This window comes from Marinobacter sp. H13 (assembly GCF_059072335.1).
The window spans coordinates 155,200-174,740 of the sequence record NZ_JCACRU010000001.1 but is presented as its reverse complement, the minus strand read 5'-3'; the positions used below and the strand labels follow the sequence as shown (position 1 = coordinate 174,740).

15 protein-coding genes and 2 pseudogenes are annotated in these 19,541 nt (G+C 47.2%); 13 read left to right on the top strand and 4 right to left on the bottom strand.

Annotated elements, in window-relative coordinates; genetic code table 11:
• Positions 1-2 precede the first annotated feature (2 nt).
• The 13 genes and pseudogenes from AC5JQH_RS00790 to AC5JQH_RS00730 all read left to right on the top strand — a co-directional run bounded on the left by AC5JQH_RS00790 (position 3) and on the right by AC5JQH_RS00730 (position 14,358).
• The gene (locus AC5JQH_RS00790) at positions 3-947 is read left to right on the top strand and encodes a glycosyltransferase family 2 protein (protein WP_493805170.1); all 945 of its coding nucleotides are present in this window, start codon (positions 3-5) and stop codon (positions 945-947) included.
• Positions 944-2,071, top strand: coding sequence for a glycosyltransferase (locus tag AC5JQH_RS00785; RefSeq protein WP_493805169.1), 1,128 nt, complete (start codon positions 944-946; stop codon positions 2,069-2,071). Before AC5JQH_RS00790 ends, AC5JQH_RS00785 begins: the two co-directional genes overlap by 4 nt.
• Entirely contained in the window at positions 2,064-3,047 is a 984-nt protein-coding gene (locus AC5JQH_RS00780) for a polysaccharide deacetylase family protein (protein WP_493805168.1), read from the top strand. The genes AC5JQH_RS00785 and AC5JQH_RS00780 overlap by 8 nt, the downstream gene beginning before the upstream one ends.
• Positions 3,040-4,092, top strand: coding sequence for a FemAB family XrtA/PEP-CTERM system-associated protein (locus tag AC5JQH_RS00775; RefSeq protein WP_493805167.1), 1,053 nt, complete (start codon positions 3,040-3,042; stop codon positions 4,090-4,092). The genes AC5JQH_RS00780 and AC5JQH_RS00775 overlap by 8 nt, the downstream gene beginning before the upstream one ends.
• A gap of 11 nt (positions 4,093-4,103) precedes the next feature.
• Positions 4,104-6,035 (top strand): asparagine synthase (glutamine-hydrolyzing), encoded by a 1,932-nt coding sequence (asnB, locus tag AC5JQH_RS00770; protein WP_493805166.1) that lies wholly within the window; start codon positions 4,104-4,106, stop codon positions 6,033-6,035.
• Between the two features lie 24 nt (positions 6,036-6,059).
• Positions 6,060-7,226, top strand: coding sequence for a glycosyltransferase family 4 protein (locus AC5JQH_RS00765; protein ID WP_493805165.1), 1,167 nt, complete (start codon positions 6,060-6,062; stop codon positions 7,224-7,226).
• On the top strand, positions 7,223-8,092 hold the full coding sequence (locus AC5JQH_RS00760; protein ID WP_493805164.1) for a glycosyltransferase family A protein: 870 nt from the start codon (positions 7,223-7,225) through the stop codon (positions 8,090-8,092). Before AC5JQH_RS00765 ends, AC5JQH_RS00760 begins: the two co-directional genes overlap by 4 nt.
• A 60-nt stretch (positions 8,093-8,152) precedes the next feature.
• Positions 8,153-8,602 (top strand): annotated as a pseudogene (locus AC5JQH_RS00755) (glycosyltransferase); the annotation flags it as partial.
• Between the two features lie 24 nt (positions 8,603-8,626).
• Positions 8,627-9,271 (top strand): glycosyltransferase, encoded by a 645-nt coding sequence (locus AC5JQH_RS00750; RefSeq protein ID WP_493805963.1) that lies wholly within the window; start codon positions 8,627-8,629, stop codon positions 9,269-9,271.
• A 76-nt stretch (positions 9,272-9,347) separates the two neighbouring features.
• Positions 9,348-10,427: a glycosyltransferase family 2 protein gene (locus AC5JQH_RS00745; RefSeq protein WP_493805163.1), complete on the top strand. Its 1,080-nt coding sequence runs from the start codon at positions 9,348-9,350 to the stop codon at positions 10,425-10,427.
• Positions 10,420-11,715, top strand: coding sequence for an O-antigen ligase family protein (locus AC5JQH_RS00740; RefSeq protein ID WP_493805162.1), 1,296 nt, complete (start codon positions 10,420-10,422; stop codon positions 11,713-11,715). The genes AC5JQH_RS00745 and AC5JQH_RS00740 overlap by 8 nt, the downstream gene beginning before the upstream one ends.
• Complete coding sequence (locus AC5JQH_RS00735) at positions 11,712-13,139, top strand: oligosaccharide flippase family protein (protein WP_493805161.1); 1,428 nt, start codon at positions 11,712-11,714, stop codon at positions 13,137-13,139. The genes AC5JQH_RS00740 and AC5JQH_RS00735 overlap by 4 nt, the downstream gene beginning before the upstream one ends.
• 22 nt (positions 13,140-13,161) lie before the next feature.
• Complete coding sequence (locus AC5JQH_RS00730) at positions 13,162-14,358, top strand: polysaccharide pyruvyl transferase family protein (protein WP_493805160.1); 1,197 nt, start codon at positions 13,162-13,164, stop codon at positions 14,356-14,358.
• Between the two features lie 285 nt (positions 14,359-14,643).
• On the opposite strand, the gene AC5JQH_RS00725 is transcribed toward AC5JQH_RS00730, so the two are convergent.
• The 4 genes and pseudogenes from AC5JQH_RS00725 to AC5JQH_RS00710 form a co-directional block, all read right to left on the bottom strand.
• Complete coding sequence (locus AC5JQH_RS00725; RefSeq protein WP_493805159.1) at positions 14,644-15,930, bottom strand: hypothetical protein; 1,287 nt, start codon at positions 15,928-15,930, stop codon at positions 14,644-14,646.
• A gap of 293 nt (positions 15,931-16,223) precedes the next feature.
• A pseudogene (locus AC5JQH_RS00720) lies at positions 16,224-16,649 on the bottom strand (IS3 family transposase); the annotation flags it as partial.
• A 439-nt stretch (positions 16,650-17,088) separates the two neighbouring features.
• Entirely contained in the window at positions 17,089-18,000 is a 912-nt protein-coding gene (locus tag AC5JQH_RS00715) for a glycosyltransferase (protein WP_493805158.1), read from the bottom strand.
• 33 nt (positions 18,001-18,033) lie between these two features.
• On the bottom strand, positions 18,034-19,506 hold the full coding sequence (locus tag AC5JQH_RS00710) for an oligosaccharide flippase family protein (RefSeq protein WP_493805157.1): 1,473 nt from the start codon (positions 19,504-19,506) through the stop codon (positions 18,034-18,036).
• Positions 19,507-19,541 lie beyond the last annotated feature (35 nt).

The window sequence follows — 19,541 nt, the reverse complement described above, 5'->3', positions numbered from 1 at the left end:
GAATGGATACCGTTGATTTTGTAATCCCGCACATGGGCCGCCCGGAGATGCTCAGGGAGACCATTCGATCCATCCTGGGACAATCCACCATCGAGCGGGTGGCGAGTATCATCGTGGTAACAAAAAATGAACATCAGCTACCGCTGGATGTTCATGACAAACTCAACATACTGTATGCCCCGGATGCGGGCTCCATTTCTGAGCAGCGCAATCGCGGCGTAGCCGCCGGCAGCGCGCCGCTGATTGCGTTTCTGGACGCAGACATCGGGTTGGCAGAGGATTGGTTGGCCGTTTGCTGCGACTTGATGGCGGAGAAGAGTGATCGGGTGTTGGTCAGCGCCATGCAGAAAAACTCAAAAGGCGCCGGCCGGGTAGAGCGCCTCAGAACTGCGCTCAGCAATGTCAGCCTGGATGAGCCTGTCCAGTTTCTTCCAGGCCGGAATCTTCTGGTAAAACGTTCAGCCCACGAGCAGGTTGGGGGCTTCCCAGAGCACCTGCAAACCTGTGAGGACTATTTCTATACGGAGCAACTGTCCAGGCTTGGTGAGCTCTATTACACCTCACGCACCCACTACGTGCATCTGGGCGAAGATAAATCGCTGCGGCAAACGTTCACCAAGGAAATCTGGCGCTCGGAATACAATTTGCTCTCGCTGGCCGGCCGCACGGTGCCGCTGAGGGAGTGGCCGAGCATTCTGCTGCCGTTCTGGATGGTACTTGGATTTGTTGCGCTTATTGCGGGCATATACGCGCGGCCGCTGGTGGTGGCGGGCGCGATCATGCTGGTTGTGCCGGCCTGTCTCTACAGCGCAAGGTTGTATACCAAGCCATCAAACGACCAGCCGCTGCCGTTTCTGCTACTTTTTTATACAGTGTATTTTCTGGCCCGCGCAGCAGGTACTGTTAAGGGCACACGGCTTTTGCTGAAGAGGAAGCTCAGGGAATGAGTATCAGGGTTCTGCAATTCATCTGTCCTACCGGGTATTACGGTGCCGAGCGGTGGATCAACGCCTTGGTCTCGGCGAATACAGATGATGATATTGAATACCATATCGCGATCACGGACGAGCCAGAATCATCTGATGAGGTGCTTACACGCTCAATACTGCCCGAAGGCCAGAAGCACCGCCTCAGAATGTCCTCCAAATTCGACCTTCTGGCCATAGTCCGGCTTGCCAAGCTGCTCAAACAGCGGCGGATAGACATCATCCATACCCATGGCTATAAATCAGACATCCTTGGCGTTGTCGCCGCTAGGTTGGCGGGTGTGCGGTCTGTATGCACGCCTCACGGCTTTGAAAATGCTGAAGACAGCCGGCTGAAAGCCTACATGTGGCTCGGAGGCAAGGCCTTCCACTGGTTTGGCCAGGTTTGCCCCCTGTCTGAAGATATCGAAAAAACCGTCTTGCGCGATTACGGCGTTGATTCCCGTTCCGTTCGCCTGATCAATAACGGCGTGGACCTGGCGGAAGTTGAATCCGCGATCGCTGACCCGAAAACTCTCGATGCCTCGGACTTCACCATTGGCTACATTGGCCAGTTAATCAGCCGCAAGAACTTGCCGGCAACCCTTGAAGCCTTTGCCTTGTTTCATGGCGACCACCCGAATACCCGTCTGGTGTTAATTGGCGATGGTGAGGAAAAGCCGCGCCTTATGGCGCAGGCCAGGGAGTTGGGTCTGTCCGATGCCGTGGACTTTCTCGGGTTCCGGGACGATCGTCTTCAGCTTCTGCCGACCTTTGATGTCTTTGCTCTCACGTCATCCCTGGAAGGAATCCCGCGCTGCCTGATGGAAGCCATGGCTGCCAACGTTTGCGTTACCGCTTTCGACATTCCCGGCGTTGACGTGCTCGTGAAGCCGGACGAAACCGGCGTGCTGGTTCCTTTTGGCGACACCGACTCTCTTGCAAAGGCATGGACGGATCTTGTGCACAGCCCCGACACAAGGACAAGACTGGCTGAAGCTGGCCGGTCCTGGGTTTATTCCAGGTTCTCAGCTGCGGCAATGGCGGAGGAGTATGCTGCGTTGTTCAAGAACCTGAGCGCAAAACAGGTGGTCAGCAATGCGTAAAGTCTATTTCGTGCTCAGTGTGGACACCGAAGAAGAGTGGGATTGGGATGGCCCCTTTCCGAACAAGGTGATCTCTGTCGAAAACGTAGACCATCTTCCGGTATTCCAGGGCCAGCTGAATGACCTGGGCCTCAAGACCAGCTATTTCCTGGATTACGCGGTAATGGAAAATCCCCACGCCCGGGACCTGTTGGCGGATCTGTATAAATCCAACCCCGGAATCGAATATGGGGCGCACCTTCACCCCTGGGTAACGCCACCCATTGTGCCGGTTGAATCGGAGGCCGACTCCCACATTGTCAATCTCCCCATCGACATTGTTTCGGAACAACTGAGAGCGCTGACGAGAACCATCACCGAACTGACGGGGCGTCCACCCACAGCGTTCCGTTCAGGCCGCTGGGGTATCAACGATGACATCCTCAGGGCTCTGGCGGAGCAAGGCTACCTGGTGGATTCCAGCATCTACCCCTTCTACGAAAACGACTGGTTCAGTTGCGCCGACTACGACAGTTGGCCTCTCACCATGTCGTATCTTGGAACGACTCCGGAACTGATCGAGTTGCCGGTAACCGCAGGCTTCAATCACCGGCCGTTTACCAAAGCACAGCGCATGCACAAGACCTTAGAGCAGCCGGCCTGGGCACGATTCCATGTGATCGGCGTGCTATGGGCGCTGATGCTGCACCGGAAAATCTATCTTAGCCCGGAACTCTCAACCAGCCGCGACATGATTGCCCTGTGCAAAGAGATGCTTCAGGCAGAATGCCCGGTGATCCACATGTATTTGCACAGTTCCAGCCTTCTGCCGGGCTCAACACGCTATGTTCAGTCCGAGAGGGACAAGAACCGGCTCATGAAACGCATAGAAAGCGTGGTCGGCTACCTCCGTTCTCAATGCGAGGTGGAACCAGTGGCCATCACTGAGGCGGCTCTTCGCCTGAGGGAAGAAGGGGCTCTCAAAGACCATGGCTGAGGCAGTGCTGATTGAATATCAGGAGCGGGACAGCTGGAACGCCTTCGTTGCCAGTGCAGAGTTCGCGACTCCGTATCACAGATTTGAATGGATGGAAGCCATAGAGACTGCCTACGGCCATAAACCCTATCCGATTGGTGTGAAGCAAGAAGGCAAGATCGTTGCCGTATTGCCGTTGATACTCATGGAACAGCCACTGACCAGAAAAAAAGCCCTGGTCAGTTTGCCATTCTGTGATCTCGGCGGGGCCGTGGGTGCAGGTGCCCATTTCGAGCTGCTGACCAAAAAAGCGAGAGAGTTGGCAGACTCCATGGCCGCCCGCGAACTCGAAGTTCGCCAGAGAGAAGGTCAGGGCCTGGGCTTTGATTTCGACACCTTGGCGTCGGAGGTTGGCAACCAGAAAGTCAGTATGATTCTGGAGCTGGAAGCCGGCAGTGAGAAGCAACTGGCCGCCTTCAAACCGAAGCTGCGAAGCCAGATAAAAAAAGCCATGAAAAACGGCTGTACTACAGAGCTCGGCAACAATGAGAAGCTGGTTGAGGATTTCTACCACGTATTTAGCCGCAATATGCATGCGCTTGGTTCGCCCGTGCACAGCAAGGACCTGTTCCATGCCATTTGTAAGGCCTTTGCTGATCAGGCCGTTGTTGCCGTAACTTATTTCGAAGGCGAAGTGGCAGCCGGGGGCATTGTGCTGAAAAACGGTAAGAATGCTGCCATTCCCTGGGCCTCGTCGCTCTCCGAGTACAACCGGCTGGCGCCCAACATGCTGCTGTACTGGGAGCTCCTGGCACACTGCGCCGATAACGGCATCACAACCTTTGATTTTGGTCGGTCTACATTTGGTGAGGGCACCTTCCGGTTCAAGAAGCAGTGGGGCGCGCAGCCCTATTTGTTATCGTGGCAGAACTGGATGGAGCAGGGCGGAACCGGTACCAGTGCACCGGGCAAAATCAGGCCCATGCTCGAGAGCGCCTGGCGCCGTCTTCCCCTGGGGCTGGTTAATGTGCTCGGACCACTTGTGCGAAAGCACATTCGTTTATAGGGATCGTTAACGTGTGCGGCATAGCAGGATTTACTACCGCGTATCAGTCTGACAGCCACCTGGATGTGGCCAATGCCATGGTGCGTTCAATTCGCCACCGGGGGCCGGATGCCCAGGCGGTTCAGCAGTTCAACGGCGCGGTGCTGGGCCATGCCCGGCTGAGCATCATTGATCTCTCCGAAGCTGGTAACCAGCCCTTTGTCTCCGACGATGGTCGATACGCCCTGGTGTTCAACGGCGAGATCTACAACTTCAAAATCCTGCGCAATAAACTTGAAAGCCAGGGTGTCCGGTTCCGCACCCAAACCGATACCGAGGTGGTACTCGCGTTGTTGGCCAGAGAAGGCATGGGCGCCATCGAACAACTGAACGGCATGTTCGCCATTGCCTTGTGGGACAATGACGCCGGCACCCTGGACCTGATTCGGGACCGGATTGGCAAGAAACCACTGTACTACACTGAACAGGACGGCCAACTGCTGTTCGCTTCAGAGCTGAAAGCCCTGCTCCAGTGCCCGAACGTACCCCGGGAAATCCGCCCGGATGCGGTTTACGATTTCTTTGCCTACCAGTACGTACCCGACCCGAAAACCATTTTCAAAAACATCTACAAGCTGGAACCGGGCAGCCACCTGCACCGCACCAAAACCGGCAAGACAACTCTGCGCCGGTACTGGTCACCGGAAATGGGCGAGCCTGAGTCCCTGAGCATGGAAGATGCCAAAGGCCAACTGCTGGATTTACTGGAAGATGCCACCAGGCAACGCATGATCAGTGACGTGCCGTTGGGCGCCTTTTTGAGTGGCGGAGTGGATTCAAGCGGTGTAGTCGCCATGATGGCGAAGGGCGGACATACCGTAACCACCTGCTCAATCGGTTTTAAAGAGAAAGACTTTAACGAAACCGAATTTGCACAGGCTGTGGCCAAGCAGTACCGGACCGATCATCGGGAACACACGGTGGAGGACGGTGTTGCGGAACGCCTGCTGGATATCTGCCGGTTCCTGGATGAGCCTTTTGCGGATTCATCCCTGGTACCGACCTTTCTGGTCTCGGAACTGGCCAGGAAAGACGTAACAGTAGCCCTGACAGGGGACGGCGGCGACGAAATCTTCGCCGGCTATGAAAAATACGCCACCGACTGGAGAGAGAACCAGCTGCGAAACAAGTTTCCCTCGTCTGTGCGGGCCGTAATGGGTGACCTGGCTCCGGCACTGCGCAAAATACCCGGAAAGTTCCTGCGCAGGGCGAGCTCATTAATGCACAGCCTGAGCCTCGACCCGGCGAAGGCGTTCTACGTCACCAATACCTTCATTGATGACCACATCTGGCAGCTCCTGCTGAACGAGGATTTCCGGAAAGACCTGGCCGATTATCACCCCAGTGAACTCACCGAGCAGGTATACAACCAGTGTGATTCCGAAAACCATCTGGCAAAGATACTGTATACCGACATGCGAACCTTCCTGCCTGGAGACATTCTGGTAAAAGCAGACCGCATGAGCATGGCCAATTCCCTTGAACTGAGATCGCCACTGCTGGATTACCGCATCATCGAGTTCGCCAATCGCCTTCCTTCCAAGCTGAAATTCAACAAGGGCGACAAAAAGATTGTGCTGCGCGAGGCGCTCGAGCCGCTGCTGCCGCCGGAGATTCTGAACCGCAAAAAAATGGGCTTCTCCACGCCTCTGGCGGCCTGGTTCCGAGGGGAACTCAAGGCTATTGCCAAAGCGCATCTTTTTGAGAAAGGGCAGGGCCTGAGCCAGGTGTTCCGCAAAGACCATATAAGACTGATATGGGATCAGCACCAGAGAGGATTGTTCGATCATTCCCCGGTGCTCTGGAGTATGCTGATGTATGAGATCTGGTGGCAGAATTACATGGCAAATAACGAGGCAGGCAAGCCTCAACCGGAAACACAGGCCGCTCTGGCCACTTGTTAACAGCTCACGCTCTGGATTGGTTAAATGTCGATATTATTACTCAGCGAAATTTTCCCGCCCCGCCACGGAGGCAGTGGCCGCTGGTTTTATGAACTCTACCGCAGGCTGGAGTCCGGCACGGTAACCATCGTGACACAGGATAATGCCAACCCGGGCGACCAAAGAGTGGATGCAGAATTTCCGCAGCGCGTCCACAGGGCAGCAATGGCATCACCAAGTTGGGGCCTGTTGAGCATCACCGGACTCGTTTTTTACGCGCGGACTTTGATGCGTATTCTGCGATTGAAACCTTCGGGTTTAAGCCAGATTCACTGTGGCCGCACCATTCCGGAAGGATTCATCGGCCTTCTTCTGGCCAGGCTGCTGCGCAAACCTCTGCTGTGTTACGTGCATGGTGAGGATATTGAAGTGGCGCGCACAAGCCGAGAGCTCACCTGGATAGTGAATCGAGTTTTGCGCGGTGCAGACCGCCTCATTTGCAACAGCCAAAATACCAAGTCGCTTCTTAAGGAGCATTGGCATGTGCCGGCCGAAAAGATTGAAGTGATCAACCCGGGTGTAGATGAGCAGACTTTCTGCCCCTCAGAGCCGGATCCGGCCTTCCGGAAAAAGGTTGGTTGGGAAGACCGGTTCGTGTGCTTGACGGTGGGCAGACTCCAGCGGCGCAAAGGTCACGACAAAATGATTGAGGCTATTCCGCATATCAAGACGGAAATACCTAATATCCTCTATGCCATTGTGGGGCAGGGCGATAATTACCCAAACCTGGCTGCGGAGGCAAAAAAGCTTGGCCTTGAGCAGCAGGTACAGTTCCTGGATGAAATCGAGGACGACGACCTGATTCGCTGTTACCAGCAGTGTGACGTTTTCATATTGCCGAACCGATCAGACGGAAACGATATCGAGGGGTTTGGCATGGTACTGGTGGAAGCTCAGGCAGCGGGTAAACCGGTTATCGCCGGTGACTCTGGTGGTACCGCCGAAACGATGAAAGTGGGCAAAACGGGAATGATTGTGGATTGCACCAGCCCAGAGGCTATTGCGAAAGCCGTTAATTCATTAAAGGAAGAAATGGAGCAGGGGGCCTTTCAGCCAGACGCCTGCAGGCAGCATGTTCTCGAAAACCTGACCTGGGTGAAACATACCGAAAAAGCTAAAGCAGTATTTCAGCAGCATGGAGGCGGCCTATGAGCGAATCCTACTCAGTGGTTACGTTCGCTTATAACGAAGAGAAAACCATTGCACAGACTATTCGCAGTATTCTGGTTAATTGCGATGACCGCCTGACAAAACTCACTGTCGTCGCCAATGGTTGCACGGATCAGACCGTTGAGGTTGCGAAGACATCAATGGAAATCGCGGCGGTTCCCTGTGAAGTGGTCGAATTGTCTCTCGGTGACAAGTGCAATGCCTGGAACGAGTATGTTTATAACCATTTACCGAAAGCAGACGTCCACTTTTTTGTCGACAGCGACGTGACCTTTACTGATCAGGCCTTCCCGAAACTCTTTGAACAGCTTACAAGCTCAGCGGAGAAGAACGCTGTTACCGGCTTGCCCCAGACGGGCCGGAATATCCGTCGTTACATCGAGCTGGCTACTCGCTACTCCTGCTTATTTGGAAATCTTTATGGCTTGAAAGACGAGTTCGTTCAACGACTGGCGGCACAGAAAATCCGTTTGCCGATTGGTCTGAGCTGGATAGACGCCCAAATCACCAAATTGGTAAACGACAACCTCGAGTACTACAAGGACGACTATCAGCCCCGTGTAACGTTCGTTGAGGGCGTTGGCTACCGTTTTGACAGTCTAAAACCCTGGAAGCCGGAGGATATCCAGTTATACATCAATCGGATATGCCGTTACAAAACCGGCCAACTTCAGGAGCCTTACCTGGACGCACTTCCTTTTGTGGAGTGGCCAAAAACCATGGACGAGATAAACCGCTTGGTGAGGGATCAGGGCCTTAATATCAGGACACTGGGCACACTGATTGTGTTGAAAAGTAAGATACAAAAACGTTTAACCAGAACCTATATCAACTATGAAACAGACTAAAAATTACAAAAAAAACCTAGAGCTCGAAACTTCTTCGTCCACTCTAGTGATGCCATTCAAATGATCGCTTTTTTTAGCATAGCGCCATTTCTAAGTGGGTCAGAGCGTTGCTTACAACTCATGCTGCGAGAAGCATCCGATAACGGGTGGCAACCGGTTCTCGTAACTAGTCCGAATTCTCCGCTCGAGAATTGGGCCAAAGATAACGCAATAGATCATTTATCCACGGAGTTGAATCCTGTAAAGGTTAAAAGCAAAGGCAGATGGCTTATCGACCAGATCAGGCTGACTGCGTTCCTGAAAAGGCATAATGTTCGAGTGATCCACTCTAATCAAATATGGAGTTACAGAGCTGCGATATTGCCGGCAAAGCTGTTACGAGCCAAAGTAGTTTGCCATTTTCGGGACCCGATCGATTCCGGAAGTCGGTGGTGGTTGCCGCAGATACCAGATCTATGCATCTTCATTAGTAAGTTTATTGAAATGCAGTATGAATCAACGTTTTCCGTTAACTCGGAAAAAAAATCCGTGCGAATGATTGATCCTATTGAGCGTCCAAGAGTCAAATCGTTCAGTGAGGCTGAAAAAGGAAAAATTGAAGCCAGGGAGTTTTTTGGCCTTGACTCCAACAAATTGCTATTCGGTTTCATCGGTCAGATAGCGCCAGTGAAGGGATTACTGGAAACGATCGACATCCTGTCAGCATTGGCGAGAGATGACTGGATGCTTGTTATCGCAGGGGAGGATCCATCAACGGATCAAGCTTATTTCAAAAGATGCATTCAAGCGATCGAGGATCGAGGAGTTTCTCACAAAGTAAAGTTTGTCGGTTTCCAAAAGGACATCAGCCGAGTCTATGAGGCAATAGACCTTGTTATCATGCTTTCAATAGAGGAGCCACTGGGCTTAATTCCCTTGGAAGCCGGTGGATTTTATAGACCGAGTATCGTTTCAAAAGTCGGAGGATTGCCAGAAACCGTAAATAATGGAGAGTCAGGTTGGATAGTCGACCTTCAGAACCAAAGAGACGCTATTAACACTATCCAGTCAATCACTTGGGAGCAGTTGAAAAATAAAGCTATTAACGCAAGGCGATTCACAGAATCTATAAATGATTCAAAAGAGTATTGGCGATCTCTAATCCTTGCATATTGTGACTCTGGGATTGAGATAGCCTAACCATTTACTCTTCTTGATATCGCCTTCGCGTTTGTAAAATTCGGTCTTAAACTGCTGTTCACACGGAAAGTTGACAATGTTGGAAACGATAAAGCTCAATAATAGCAACCTCCCGCCGGCAAAGTGCATCATAATCATGCCATTATACAATCGCCGGCATTTTTTAACCCAGGCTTTTCGATCGCTAAGCGAGCAAACCTATACTGACTGGGAGCTGGTAATTGTAGATGATGGTAGCACTGACAACCCCTTAATTGAGATCAAGAGACTCGCGAGAGAGGTAGCTCAGTCGGTAATTTATGTCAAACAGCCGAATGGTGGTCCAGGTGCAGCACGAGCCTCCGGACAGAGTTATATCGGCGACCATGATTTCGTTGCATTCTTCGATAGTGATGACTTTTGGTTGGCAGATTATCTACAGAACGCCATAAGGCAACTTGAGATCAATTCTGAACTAGATTGGATTTTTTGTCCTTGCCGTAGAGTTGACTACGACACGGGTCATATACTAAGTGAATCAACCTTTGAGGACGCCGAATCCGGTCAACCATTGCACTTCTTGGCTTTGTCCACGATCCAATATGGGAGTTCATTCGTTTTTAAGGACAACATTGCTCTAGCGATTAGCCAACTAAAGCAGCCGATTAATGCGGGGTTCCAGAACTCCGTGATGCGGGCCAGACTCCTCAAGAACCTTCTTATTCCCAGTTACAGAATTGGGGAAGATCGTTACTTCCTGATGGAGGCAATGCTCAAAGGATATAAAATTGGCTTTACACCTAAAGTTAGCGTAATTTATAACGTACACGACAATAACTTATCTGATACCAATCCAAAGACATCTAGCGTTGACAAGGCCGTAGAAATTCAAAGGGAGCTGTGCAAAAGTTTTCTTGATCTGAAGAAGATTACCAATAATACAGCCGTGTTGGCTGAGATCGACAATCAAGTTTCCAATATTAAATTCTGGCTAATAGGCTACCATTATTATTGGAAGAATGGATACATAACCTACGCACTGATTAATATGCTTTTAACGCTTCTTAAGAATCCAACGAATTTAAAATACATTAAAACGTTTATCCTTTGTGCGATGAGATCGCCGATCATTTTATTACTTCAGCCTGCAAGAAGCAAAGGTAAGCGCAATGGGTAGGTTAATATTGCTGGCGCTTATTGTCGCAGCCGCCGTTTCTTTATTTATTTCACCCTGGATTGCCGGCCTTGCTTATGTAGCAAATAGCCTCCTCCAACCTCAGCATATTTGGCATTGGGTTTTTCAGGGCATACCAATATTCAGGCTGACGGCCGGATTGGCAATAGCGGGCCTTATTTTTTCCTTAGCTCAGAAAAAAGCAAGTTTTCAAATATACAAAGAAAAACAAAACATAATGATCCTCGTCATATGGGGCTGGATGCACCTGTCGTACTTTTTTTCGCCTTATCAGGGAGCGCCAGCATCAGTATCCCCGGAATTGGTGCTAGGGACGGTGAATAGTATCTTTACTATGTATTTTGTGCTCCTGCCGCTCTGCTCTAGCAAAAAATCTGTTAAATATCTTTGCTATACCTTTATGGTTGTAGGGGGTTATTATATCTATTGGGCAAATTCAGCATATCTTAACCAAGAATGGCATAAATTCGTAAATAATCGCTTAACTGGGCCGAGGGGAAGTCCATACAGAGACGGCAACGTTCTTTCGACGCTTATTGTGATGTGCTTGCCTTTCATTATATTGCTTTATTTCAAAGTAAGACATTGGTTTTTTAAATTCACTATAGTCGCGGTTGTCCCCTTGGCTTGGCATGCAATGGTTTTATTTGGTTCTCGTGCGGCACTTTTGGCGTCAATAATATCCTTAATTCCTTTGGCGTATGTAATTCGATCAAAGTCGGCCAATTTTGCCATCGGATGTTCTTTTTTAGTGTTTATGGCGTTCCAGGGAGCGCTACTTATCGAGAGGGCTACAAATACAGTCAGTGAAACTGGTATATCGGAAGAACAGCCGATTAACCCACGCCTGATTTCGTGGGAAGCGGGCTTAAGACTGATTCCGGAGTATCCTTTGTTTGGAGTAGGCGTTCAGATGTTCGAGGCCGCAACAAGGAATCATTTTCCCGGAATGACGCCACATGTGGCACACAATACCTTCATAAATTTTTCTGCAAATACAGGTTTACTGACGGGTTTGTTGTTTTTGGGCCTAATCTACCTTTCCATAAAGAGGTTGCTTGAAGTAAGGAGTAAATTTTCCAACCTTAATGATGTAAACGTTTATGCGCTGATGTCTTCAAGCATAAGTTTGATTGGCTTTTTTATATGTTCAATGTTTCTAGATTTAATAATTTTTGAGCCCTTTTATATTGCGCTTATGATAAATGTTTTGGCTTATAAAAATATATACGCTGATAGGCCGACTGGTGACAGGTCTCACCTACAATGAATAAGGTCACTGGAAGCTCACTGCTATTGCTTCTTCAAAAGGCTGCTGAAAGATCAATTGGGCTTGTTAGTACGCTTATATTGGCTCGAATACTTACGCCGGACGATTTTGGTACAATTGCTGTTGCAATGCTTTCCTTATGGTTTGTTGAAGCACTTTCAAAAACAGGAGCAGACCTTTATATAATCCAGAAAGAAAGTTTTACCGATGATGAAGTGAACTCAGCGTGGACAGTGGATCTCATATTAAAATGCGCATCCTTTATCGTGCTGGTGCTGATTTCGCCTTTTATAGCTTATGCTAAGAACGACAGCTCATTTGTTTTGATAATAGTGGCTTTAGGCCTAATTCTGCCTATGTCAGCTATTGCAAATCCAGGACTTTGGCTCCTGAGAAGAGAACAGCGGTACTATTCTATTGTTAAAATGACGGTATTAATTAAATTCGCTACATTATGTATAGTGGTTCCAATAGCGTATTGCTTTCAATCATATTGGGCGATTATAGTTGGATTGCTTGTTTCGGCGTTACTTAGAGCGGTTTTCTCTTACCGAATTTCCAAGTACAGGCCTACCTTTAGTTTGTCCAATTTTTCTAGATTATGGCAATTTTCAAAATGGCTTATACCTCAAGAAGTACTTGGATTCTTTAGGAACCATGTTGATACGCTTATTGTAAGTGGAAGGTTTTCGACTGGGGATTTAGGTGCTTATAATAATATGAAATATTTCTCCTCAATTCCGATGTTACAGATTATAACGCCTATCGCTGCTCCTCTTCATGCAGAGTTGGGAAAGGTGCGTAGCAACGTTAACGAGATGCAATTCCAGTCATCTATTACGTTTAAAATCCTTTCCTTTTTGGGGTCTACGATCGCAGCAATTACTTTCGTCTGTTCAGAGGAATTAGTTGGACTTTTTCTTGGCGAACAGTGGCTGTCATACCACTCAGTTTTCGGCGCTATGTCACTGCTTATTTTACCTTTTATTTTGATTGCACAAGCTAGCCGGATTTTGATGGTTATGCAGCGCACTAAGGATCTATTTATCTATGAAGTTTTATCAACACTCTCCATTTTGGTAGTGCTTTTTTCTTTGTTTTCATTAACTCTTAGTCAATTTTCTCTGCTTCGTTTCGCAATAGACTTTGTGCTCGGGTCTTTCTTTTATCTGTACGCTTCACACGTAGCTTTCGGTCGATTGAATCTCCTAAATTTTTTTACAATTATTTTTAGTTTTGGTATTTCAATAATTTCTCTATTTATTGTTGAAAGTTATTTTTTTCAAGCAGTTCAACCATTAGGCAAGTTAATTTTGTTTTCTTTGTTCGGGGTTTCGATCGGACTCGTTTTGCTTTTGGGTTGGTTTTTCGTTTTTGCGAGCTCTCGAGAGAAAAAAGCTATTCGTAGATTAATTCAATCATAAAGTTCATTTGCTGGAAAAGATAATGAAACCTGAAAATTTTAAAGATTTTATCTTAAATGTTGTTTGTAAGATTTTGAAGCTTATCCCGAAAAAAAGGAATGAATGTATATTGTTAAGTTCGCATATTCCAATCCAAAATCTCGGTGACCAAGCCCTTCTCAAGGGCAGCATAATTGGGTTGGAACGTTTTTCTAAAATACATGTAGTTCAAACTGGCTCTGATTCCGTGAAACGCGCGCTTGGACAATATTTAATTGAAGGAGGAAAGTTGGTTTTTGCTGAAAGGTTTAGAATAGTATTCACGTCTGAACGATCGTTTTTTGAGAAAATTCTGTTCTTGTCTTACGTCTCTAGGTTTTCTCGTTGTTATGCTATCGGTGCAGATGTCTTAGATGGTACTTATAATAGACACGAAGTTTCTATATTCTTTAATTTGGTTAATCTCATATCTAGTATTGGAGTGAGGTTCACCATTGTTGGTTCAAGCTTTTCGAAATCTTTATCGGACGAAACGGTTTCGGGATTAAGATCTCTAGACCACTCGGTAAAGTTATTTTGCCGAGACTTTTATTCATTTCAACGAGTAAATAGTATTTTTCCTTCTAAACTTTCTGCTGACGCTGCTTTTTTAATGCCACAAAGTGATTCTGTTTGTTCTTATAGAAAAAGTGATATGGAATTTTTAAACACGTTTGGTTCGCCAGTTATTGGTATTTGCTTAAAGAAGGAAGATTTTAGAGATGAAGCAGCGCTTTCTCAATTTTCGACAGAACTTTTGGCTATAACGATTCGGGGTTTAAAGCCCGCATTTTTATTTGCTCCCCATCATTTAGCGGACCTAGAAATTTGTCGAAAAATAGCGGCAGTTCTCGTTGGTCATGGTTATCTTTCGGTGCTGCCTACGCGGTTGCCTGCGGCGGACGAGATTAAATCTGTCATCAAAAGCTGCCAGGTGGTCGTAACGGGTCGAATGCATGTTGCAGTAGCGGCTTTAAGCCAATCTGTGGTCCCAATTTGCTATTCATATGGAGATAAATTCGCTGGCCTGCTAAGACACTTTGGGCTCGAATCATACCCGTTGATTGTTTCTGAAGAGGATGAAGATCTAGTTTCGAAAATCTCTTTGTGCTTTGACCAAGAAATAGATCTATGCAAGATAATAGACATGAATAAAGAAGATGTACTCCGGTTATCGAAGCTTAATTTTGAGCACCATTGAACCTCCCCGGATATCTCCAGGGAGTAATCAGAGGAACTGCGTGGTTTGGATTTCAGTGGCTATAATTTAGCCCTTACTACGGCTCATGCGTTCTGTTAACGATTGCTTAGAGGGCTTTTTCAGAAATTTAAACTGTTAATAAAGTGTTGTTCCTCATAGATGTGTCATGCTGTAGTCTTATTGCTCTAAGAATTCCAGATAACCGCGATTCAGCTAAATATTGCAGTATCAGACGGCCACCGCAAGCCAAAGAAACCCGTCAGCTTTTAACTCGGCCCCAAAAATTTAGTTCTTTAATTCAACATTGGTCGGTGGGTTTGGAGCCTCACTTGCAAAGGAATCCATATCTAGATTTAAATCATAGACTAATATAATAGCTTGGTGTTCGTACTCTGATTGCGTTTTATCTGCTTTATCTAAAACAAGATAAAGCTTACCATCTTTAGTCGAGCTACCGCCGACAATAAGATTTTCTACGTATGTCCCGTCATCAGATTTCTCGAAAGGAACAGAAATTTCCCCATAATAATAAGGCCTAATCGCAGAAGGTGCTATTAATCCATTTGCAGAATCGATTAGATCTTGCACGTCCCAAAGTAGAATGTAATTGTAGTAATCTTTATAATCGTATGCGCAGAATCCTCCGCAGGAAAAACCATTTTCTTGTGTGATTTTGTAACCTATTCCGCTTTCTAAACCTCCGGTGTTTCCAATTGTTAAATATGTTGATGTGCCCGGAACGATGAAACCGTAGGCGGCTCTTGAAAGTTCGGTCCACAGATTATTTTCCAATGTCTTATTTTCGAGATCAGGATGTAATAAATTGTTTATGCTAAAGCTCATTAGAGTGGTTGAATTGATTGTACCACCTGATGTCGAATCAGCTAATTCAGTCAGCTTTACCGAATAGGCCGAAGGGCCCATACTGCTACGACCGTTAATTGGTAGGTTGTTGGCATGACCAAATAAAACCTCACCTTTCAAACTATCTTGATAGCTTTGAGGTATCTCTGAAACCCAACCTGCTGCGCGATTTCCTCCTTCTAGTTTCATATAACCTTTAATAGGTGCTGAAGATAAATTATTATAGTCGTCAATAATCAATGTCGTGTCAAAGTTACTCGCGCTTCCATCATAATATACAGCTGCGTTCACGATTAACCGATCATCAATTATTCCCAATCCGGTTATAACATCGACATTATTTGGATTTCCGCTAGGAGCTAAATTTAAAATTCTTTTGAAGTCTTGGATAGGCGGAGGTGCGATTGGTAGCTGCGAAATTTTTGATGCCCCGTCGACGAAACTCGGTATTTTGAATTCTGCGACCGATTTTTGATTTGAGCCGGAAAAAAAGAACGATCCTTTCGTTTGATCGACTGCTATCTTTCCGGCAGACCAAGCAACCCTCCCTTCTCCGAATGTGCCTGCTGGTAGCCGAAACGCTCCCTGGAATTCCATAGCTTCTAGGCTGTATTTGGGTAAGCTTGGTGCTGCTAAGCCTAGGTTTGCCGAGAGGATATATACTCCGAAGGGAAGGTAACGGAACATTCTTTTTGCATTTAGATTCATAACAGCCCCCATGTACTTACTATTAATCAAATTTCAGTTTTTTATGAAATTTTGGAATATATACCAATGCCGCGGATATTGAATAGTATTACGCTTAATTAAAAAAAAGTACAACCATCACGTTGCCGTTAAGTAAGTTTTTATTGCCTATTGTTTCGTTGGTTCTGATTCCTTCGCGGGCTAAGCTGTTAACGTGTGCTTTAGAAGTCATCGGGTACTAATCGTGTTCGGTTTGGTCACCTCCAAGAAAAGATCGTGCGGGTCGTGAGGACAATTAGCAAGCCTCCGATCTTCTAGACGCCTGACATCTGCGTAAAATACTGCTTATAGAAGTCCACTGGGGACAATCCGCCATTGTTCCCATGGCGGCGAATCGGGTTATAGAACATCTCGATGTAGTCGAAGATATCCCAGCGAGCGGTTTCCTGATCTTTGTGGATTTTTTCGTTTCACCCGTTCGGTCTCGAGTAGCGAGAAGAAGCTCTCAGCTGGACTCGAACTCCCGGTTTAGGTGATTGGGAGACATTGCCACCCTAATAACCCTTGTGACGTTGGTAGCCGCACTGAGCGCGGGCACCTTCGACCTTCAGGAGGCGATGCACTCGGTTCTTGCTGCATCGCTCTCCAAGATCCTTGAGATCCAAGGTGATGTTTCGATAACCGCACACGCCACCGCTCTCCAGCCAGGCCTGCTTGATCAATCCGACAAGTCTGCGGTCCAGGCGTAAAAGCCACTGAGATGGAGCTTGAGTACACGGCGTATGGCCCAGACCCGGAACTCCTTCTGGTGAGCCCTGATGAAGCGATACTTTACTCGGACTCCTTGGCAAAGAACGCGGCGGGTCTAAAACCGTAGAAACGCGATAGAGCCAGAGCGAGAGAACCACATAACGAAATCACTGTACAGCGAGTCAAAGATCTCTAGGAGTCTGAAGAAGATCGGGGGCGGTCGCTAGGTCAGGTAAGTCTGCGGGGAATACTGCATCTCCGATGCGACCGCCACATCTATATACTACATCCCTATTTCCAGTGTAATCCCCCGAAAATGGCATATACGTCATAATCCTGAGCCGATGTTGACGGTTATTTGATATTTGAGAACTTTAATCGAAACATGGAAAACTTGGTTGTTCCACAACATTCCTGCATATATTCGTTTCAAAGGTGTCGGGAACTTAAGATACAATCCACTTTTTTTATCGCTAACGAGCTTGCAGTTAGCCTGGCTTTTCCATCGGCTCTGTACTTTTGAAATGCATTTCTAGCTGCAAAAAAAACCGACGTCGTCCAAAACTGTTTGGTTTTTAACAAGGTTTTATTTGGAATACAGTATCGGATTAACCAATAAAAGTGCCTAGGAAGCATCGTTAAGCTTTTCGGGAATCTTCTATAAAGCATCCAAAGAACATGGTTGTAGTAACAACCATAATACCAATCTATCCCTCTTTTTGATTGATTCTCACAACCTCCTTTACTCGGAGCCCTATGAAATACCAAGGCTTTTTCTCCGACGGCAAGTTTTCCGAAGGTTTGTGTAACATGTTCTGCCATTTCCCAATCTACGCCAGCGAAAGGCTTGATAAAGCTCGAAGCACTACCTGACTCGGCAAATACCTTCGATCTGAAAGAAACGTTTACTCCAGCAAATGTTCTGGCTGAACCATTTTTCGTGGACGGTATCCAGACACTTTCCCGGTTCCCTGCGTAATATCCGCCTGCAACACCCGCAATATCCGGGTTATTATCGTAGTATGATCTATGGCTATCAATTATATTTGAGTCAATATCAATATCGTCGTCGAGAAATAGAATGATATCTCCTTTCGCAAGACTTCTGCAGCTATTCCAAGCAAGGGGAACTGAAGGAAGTTGGCAGTGATAATATTTTGCATTTATCCCACCCAAGATCTTTTCCAGAGTCTCTGTGTAATCATTTGGATCGTATGTGTCCGACTGATCGAATATTATAATTTCGGATTTGTCATCCATAATTGAGGCGATCTGGGGAAGGGTGATTAATAGCTCGTTAATCCGATTATATGTAGGTATGAAAATCGTCACGAAATCCATGTGGTACCATTCTCCAATCGATTTTTCGAATATTTATATCTTCTTCTTTAAGCTCGAAAAAAAATTCTTGGTAATCCAAGTTACATGATGCCATTCATCACTGTTCTTGAGAAGTACACGAGAGCTGGCTAGCAGAAAGAAGGTGCTGATAGCTAAGAATACGGAGCCTTTAAGTGCTAACTGGATTTTAGGATCGACTCTATCCAGCTGAAAAAATGAAATGGACCATGCGGCAACACCAGAACCTATGACAGCGGGTACGCACATAATAGCCAGGCGGGGAAGGTTGAGCGAACTCCAGTAGTTTAGCAAAACTAGTAGCAGCAAAGTCGTAATTATAGCGAGCCAGCCCCTTGTCCATGCCATTGTCTCCAGATCGCCTGTGCCGGCCAAGAGTAGGATCAGAATAATGAGGGCTGTGGACAGTATGTCGAAGAGAAAAAGGGCTTTGACTCTTCCCTGCGCGATAATGGTGTCACTCATGAGAGAAAAAAGACAAAAAGTAAAAAAAAATAATCCGAAAGGCTGGAGGAGCGATGCGTAAGCCTCCCATTGATGCCCTAGTAAAACCGTAATTATGAGCTCTGGATACAGCATCATGAATGTTGTCAGTGGAGCTAATGCACTTATTAGCAATGCGAAACTCAACCTTACGCGATATGCAAAAACCTTCGGATCATTCTTGTTTTCCGCTACTGCAGCAAGAAGCGGCTCGGTCATCGGAATGATGGCCGTTAATGCGGGCAATAGGCTAACTTCCCTGACCAAGTTGTAACCACCGAGCTGGCTTGTGCCAAAAAGTTTTGAAACCAGCAAATTGTCAATCTGGGAACGAGTGAATCCAACAATTCCCCTGGCTAGGAGCCACTGAGAAAACTTCCATTGGGTATGTAAATGTTTCAGCGTCCAGGATGGCCTATAACTGTGTACTTTGTAAGAGCCAATAGACATGATCACGGCCGAGACCAGAGTTCCGATGATGATCGCCCAGTGACTTGGATGGATTAGAGCAATGGTCACGACGGTTATGAATGATGCTGCTTTCTGCCAGAGGGTAAGCCAAAAGACAGGGTGGTAATTAATTTCGCGGGCCAAAAGCATCATACCCGGCGTTTTGAAAGCCCGAATTGGAAGTGCGAGGGCTGCTACGGCGAGGGCGGCGGTTAACTCCGGAGTTTCAAAGAAATTGGCCATCAATGGAGCGCACAATATTACGACGATTGCCATAGCAGTTTTGATCGAAATATCCATGCTCCATGCTGTGTTCAGGTCGTCGTCTTCGACGTGGTCTTTCTGGATAATGTACTGCTGGTTGCCGGTTTCTACCAACAGCTCAAAAAACTGCAGGGCAATCGTGACTAGGGCGACGATGCCGAAGTGTTCTGGCGTTAATAAGCGGGCAAGAATGAGTGTGCTGATAATGCCCAGAGAGCGCTGTACTACCTGGATGGCCAGCAGAAAAAAGGAACTTTTTAAGACGCGGCCGCTGGTGCTGGTGTCTTGCACAGACTAATCTCGAATAAGAAGAGAGAATGAGTATT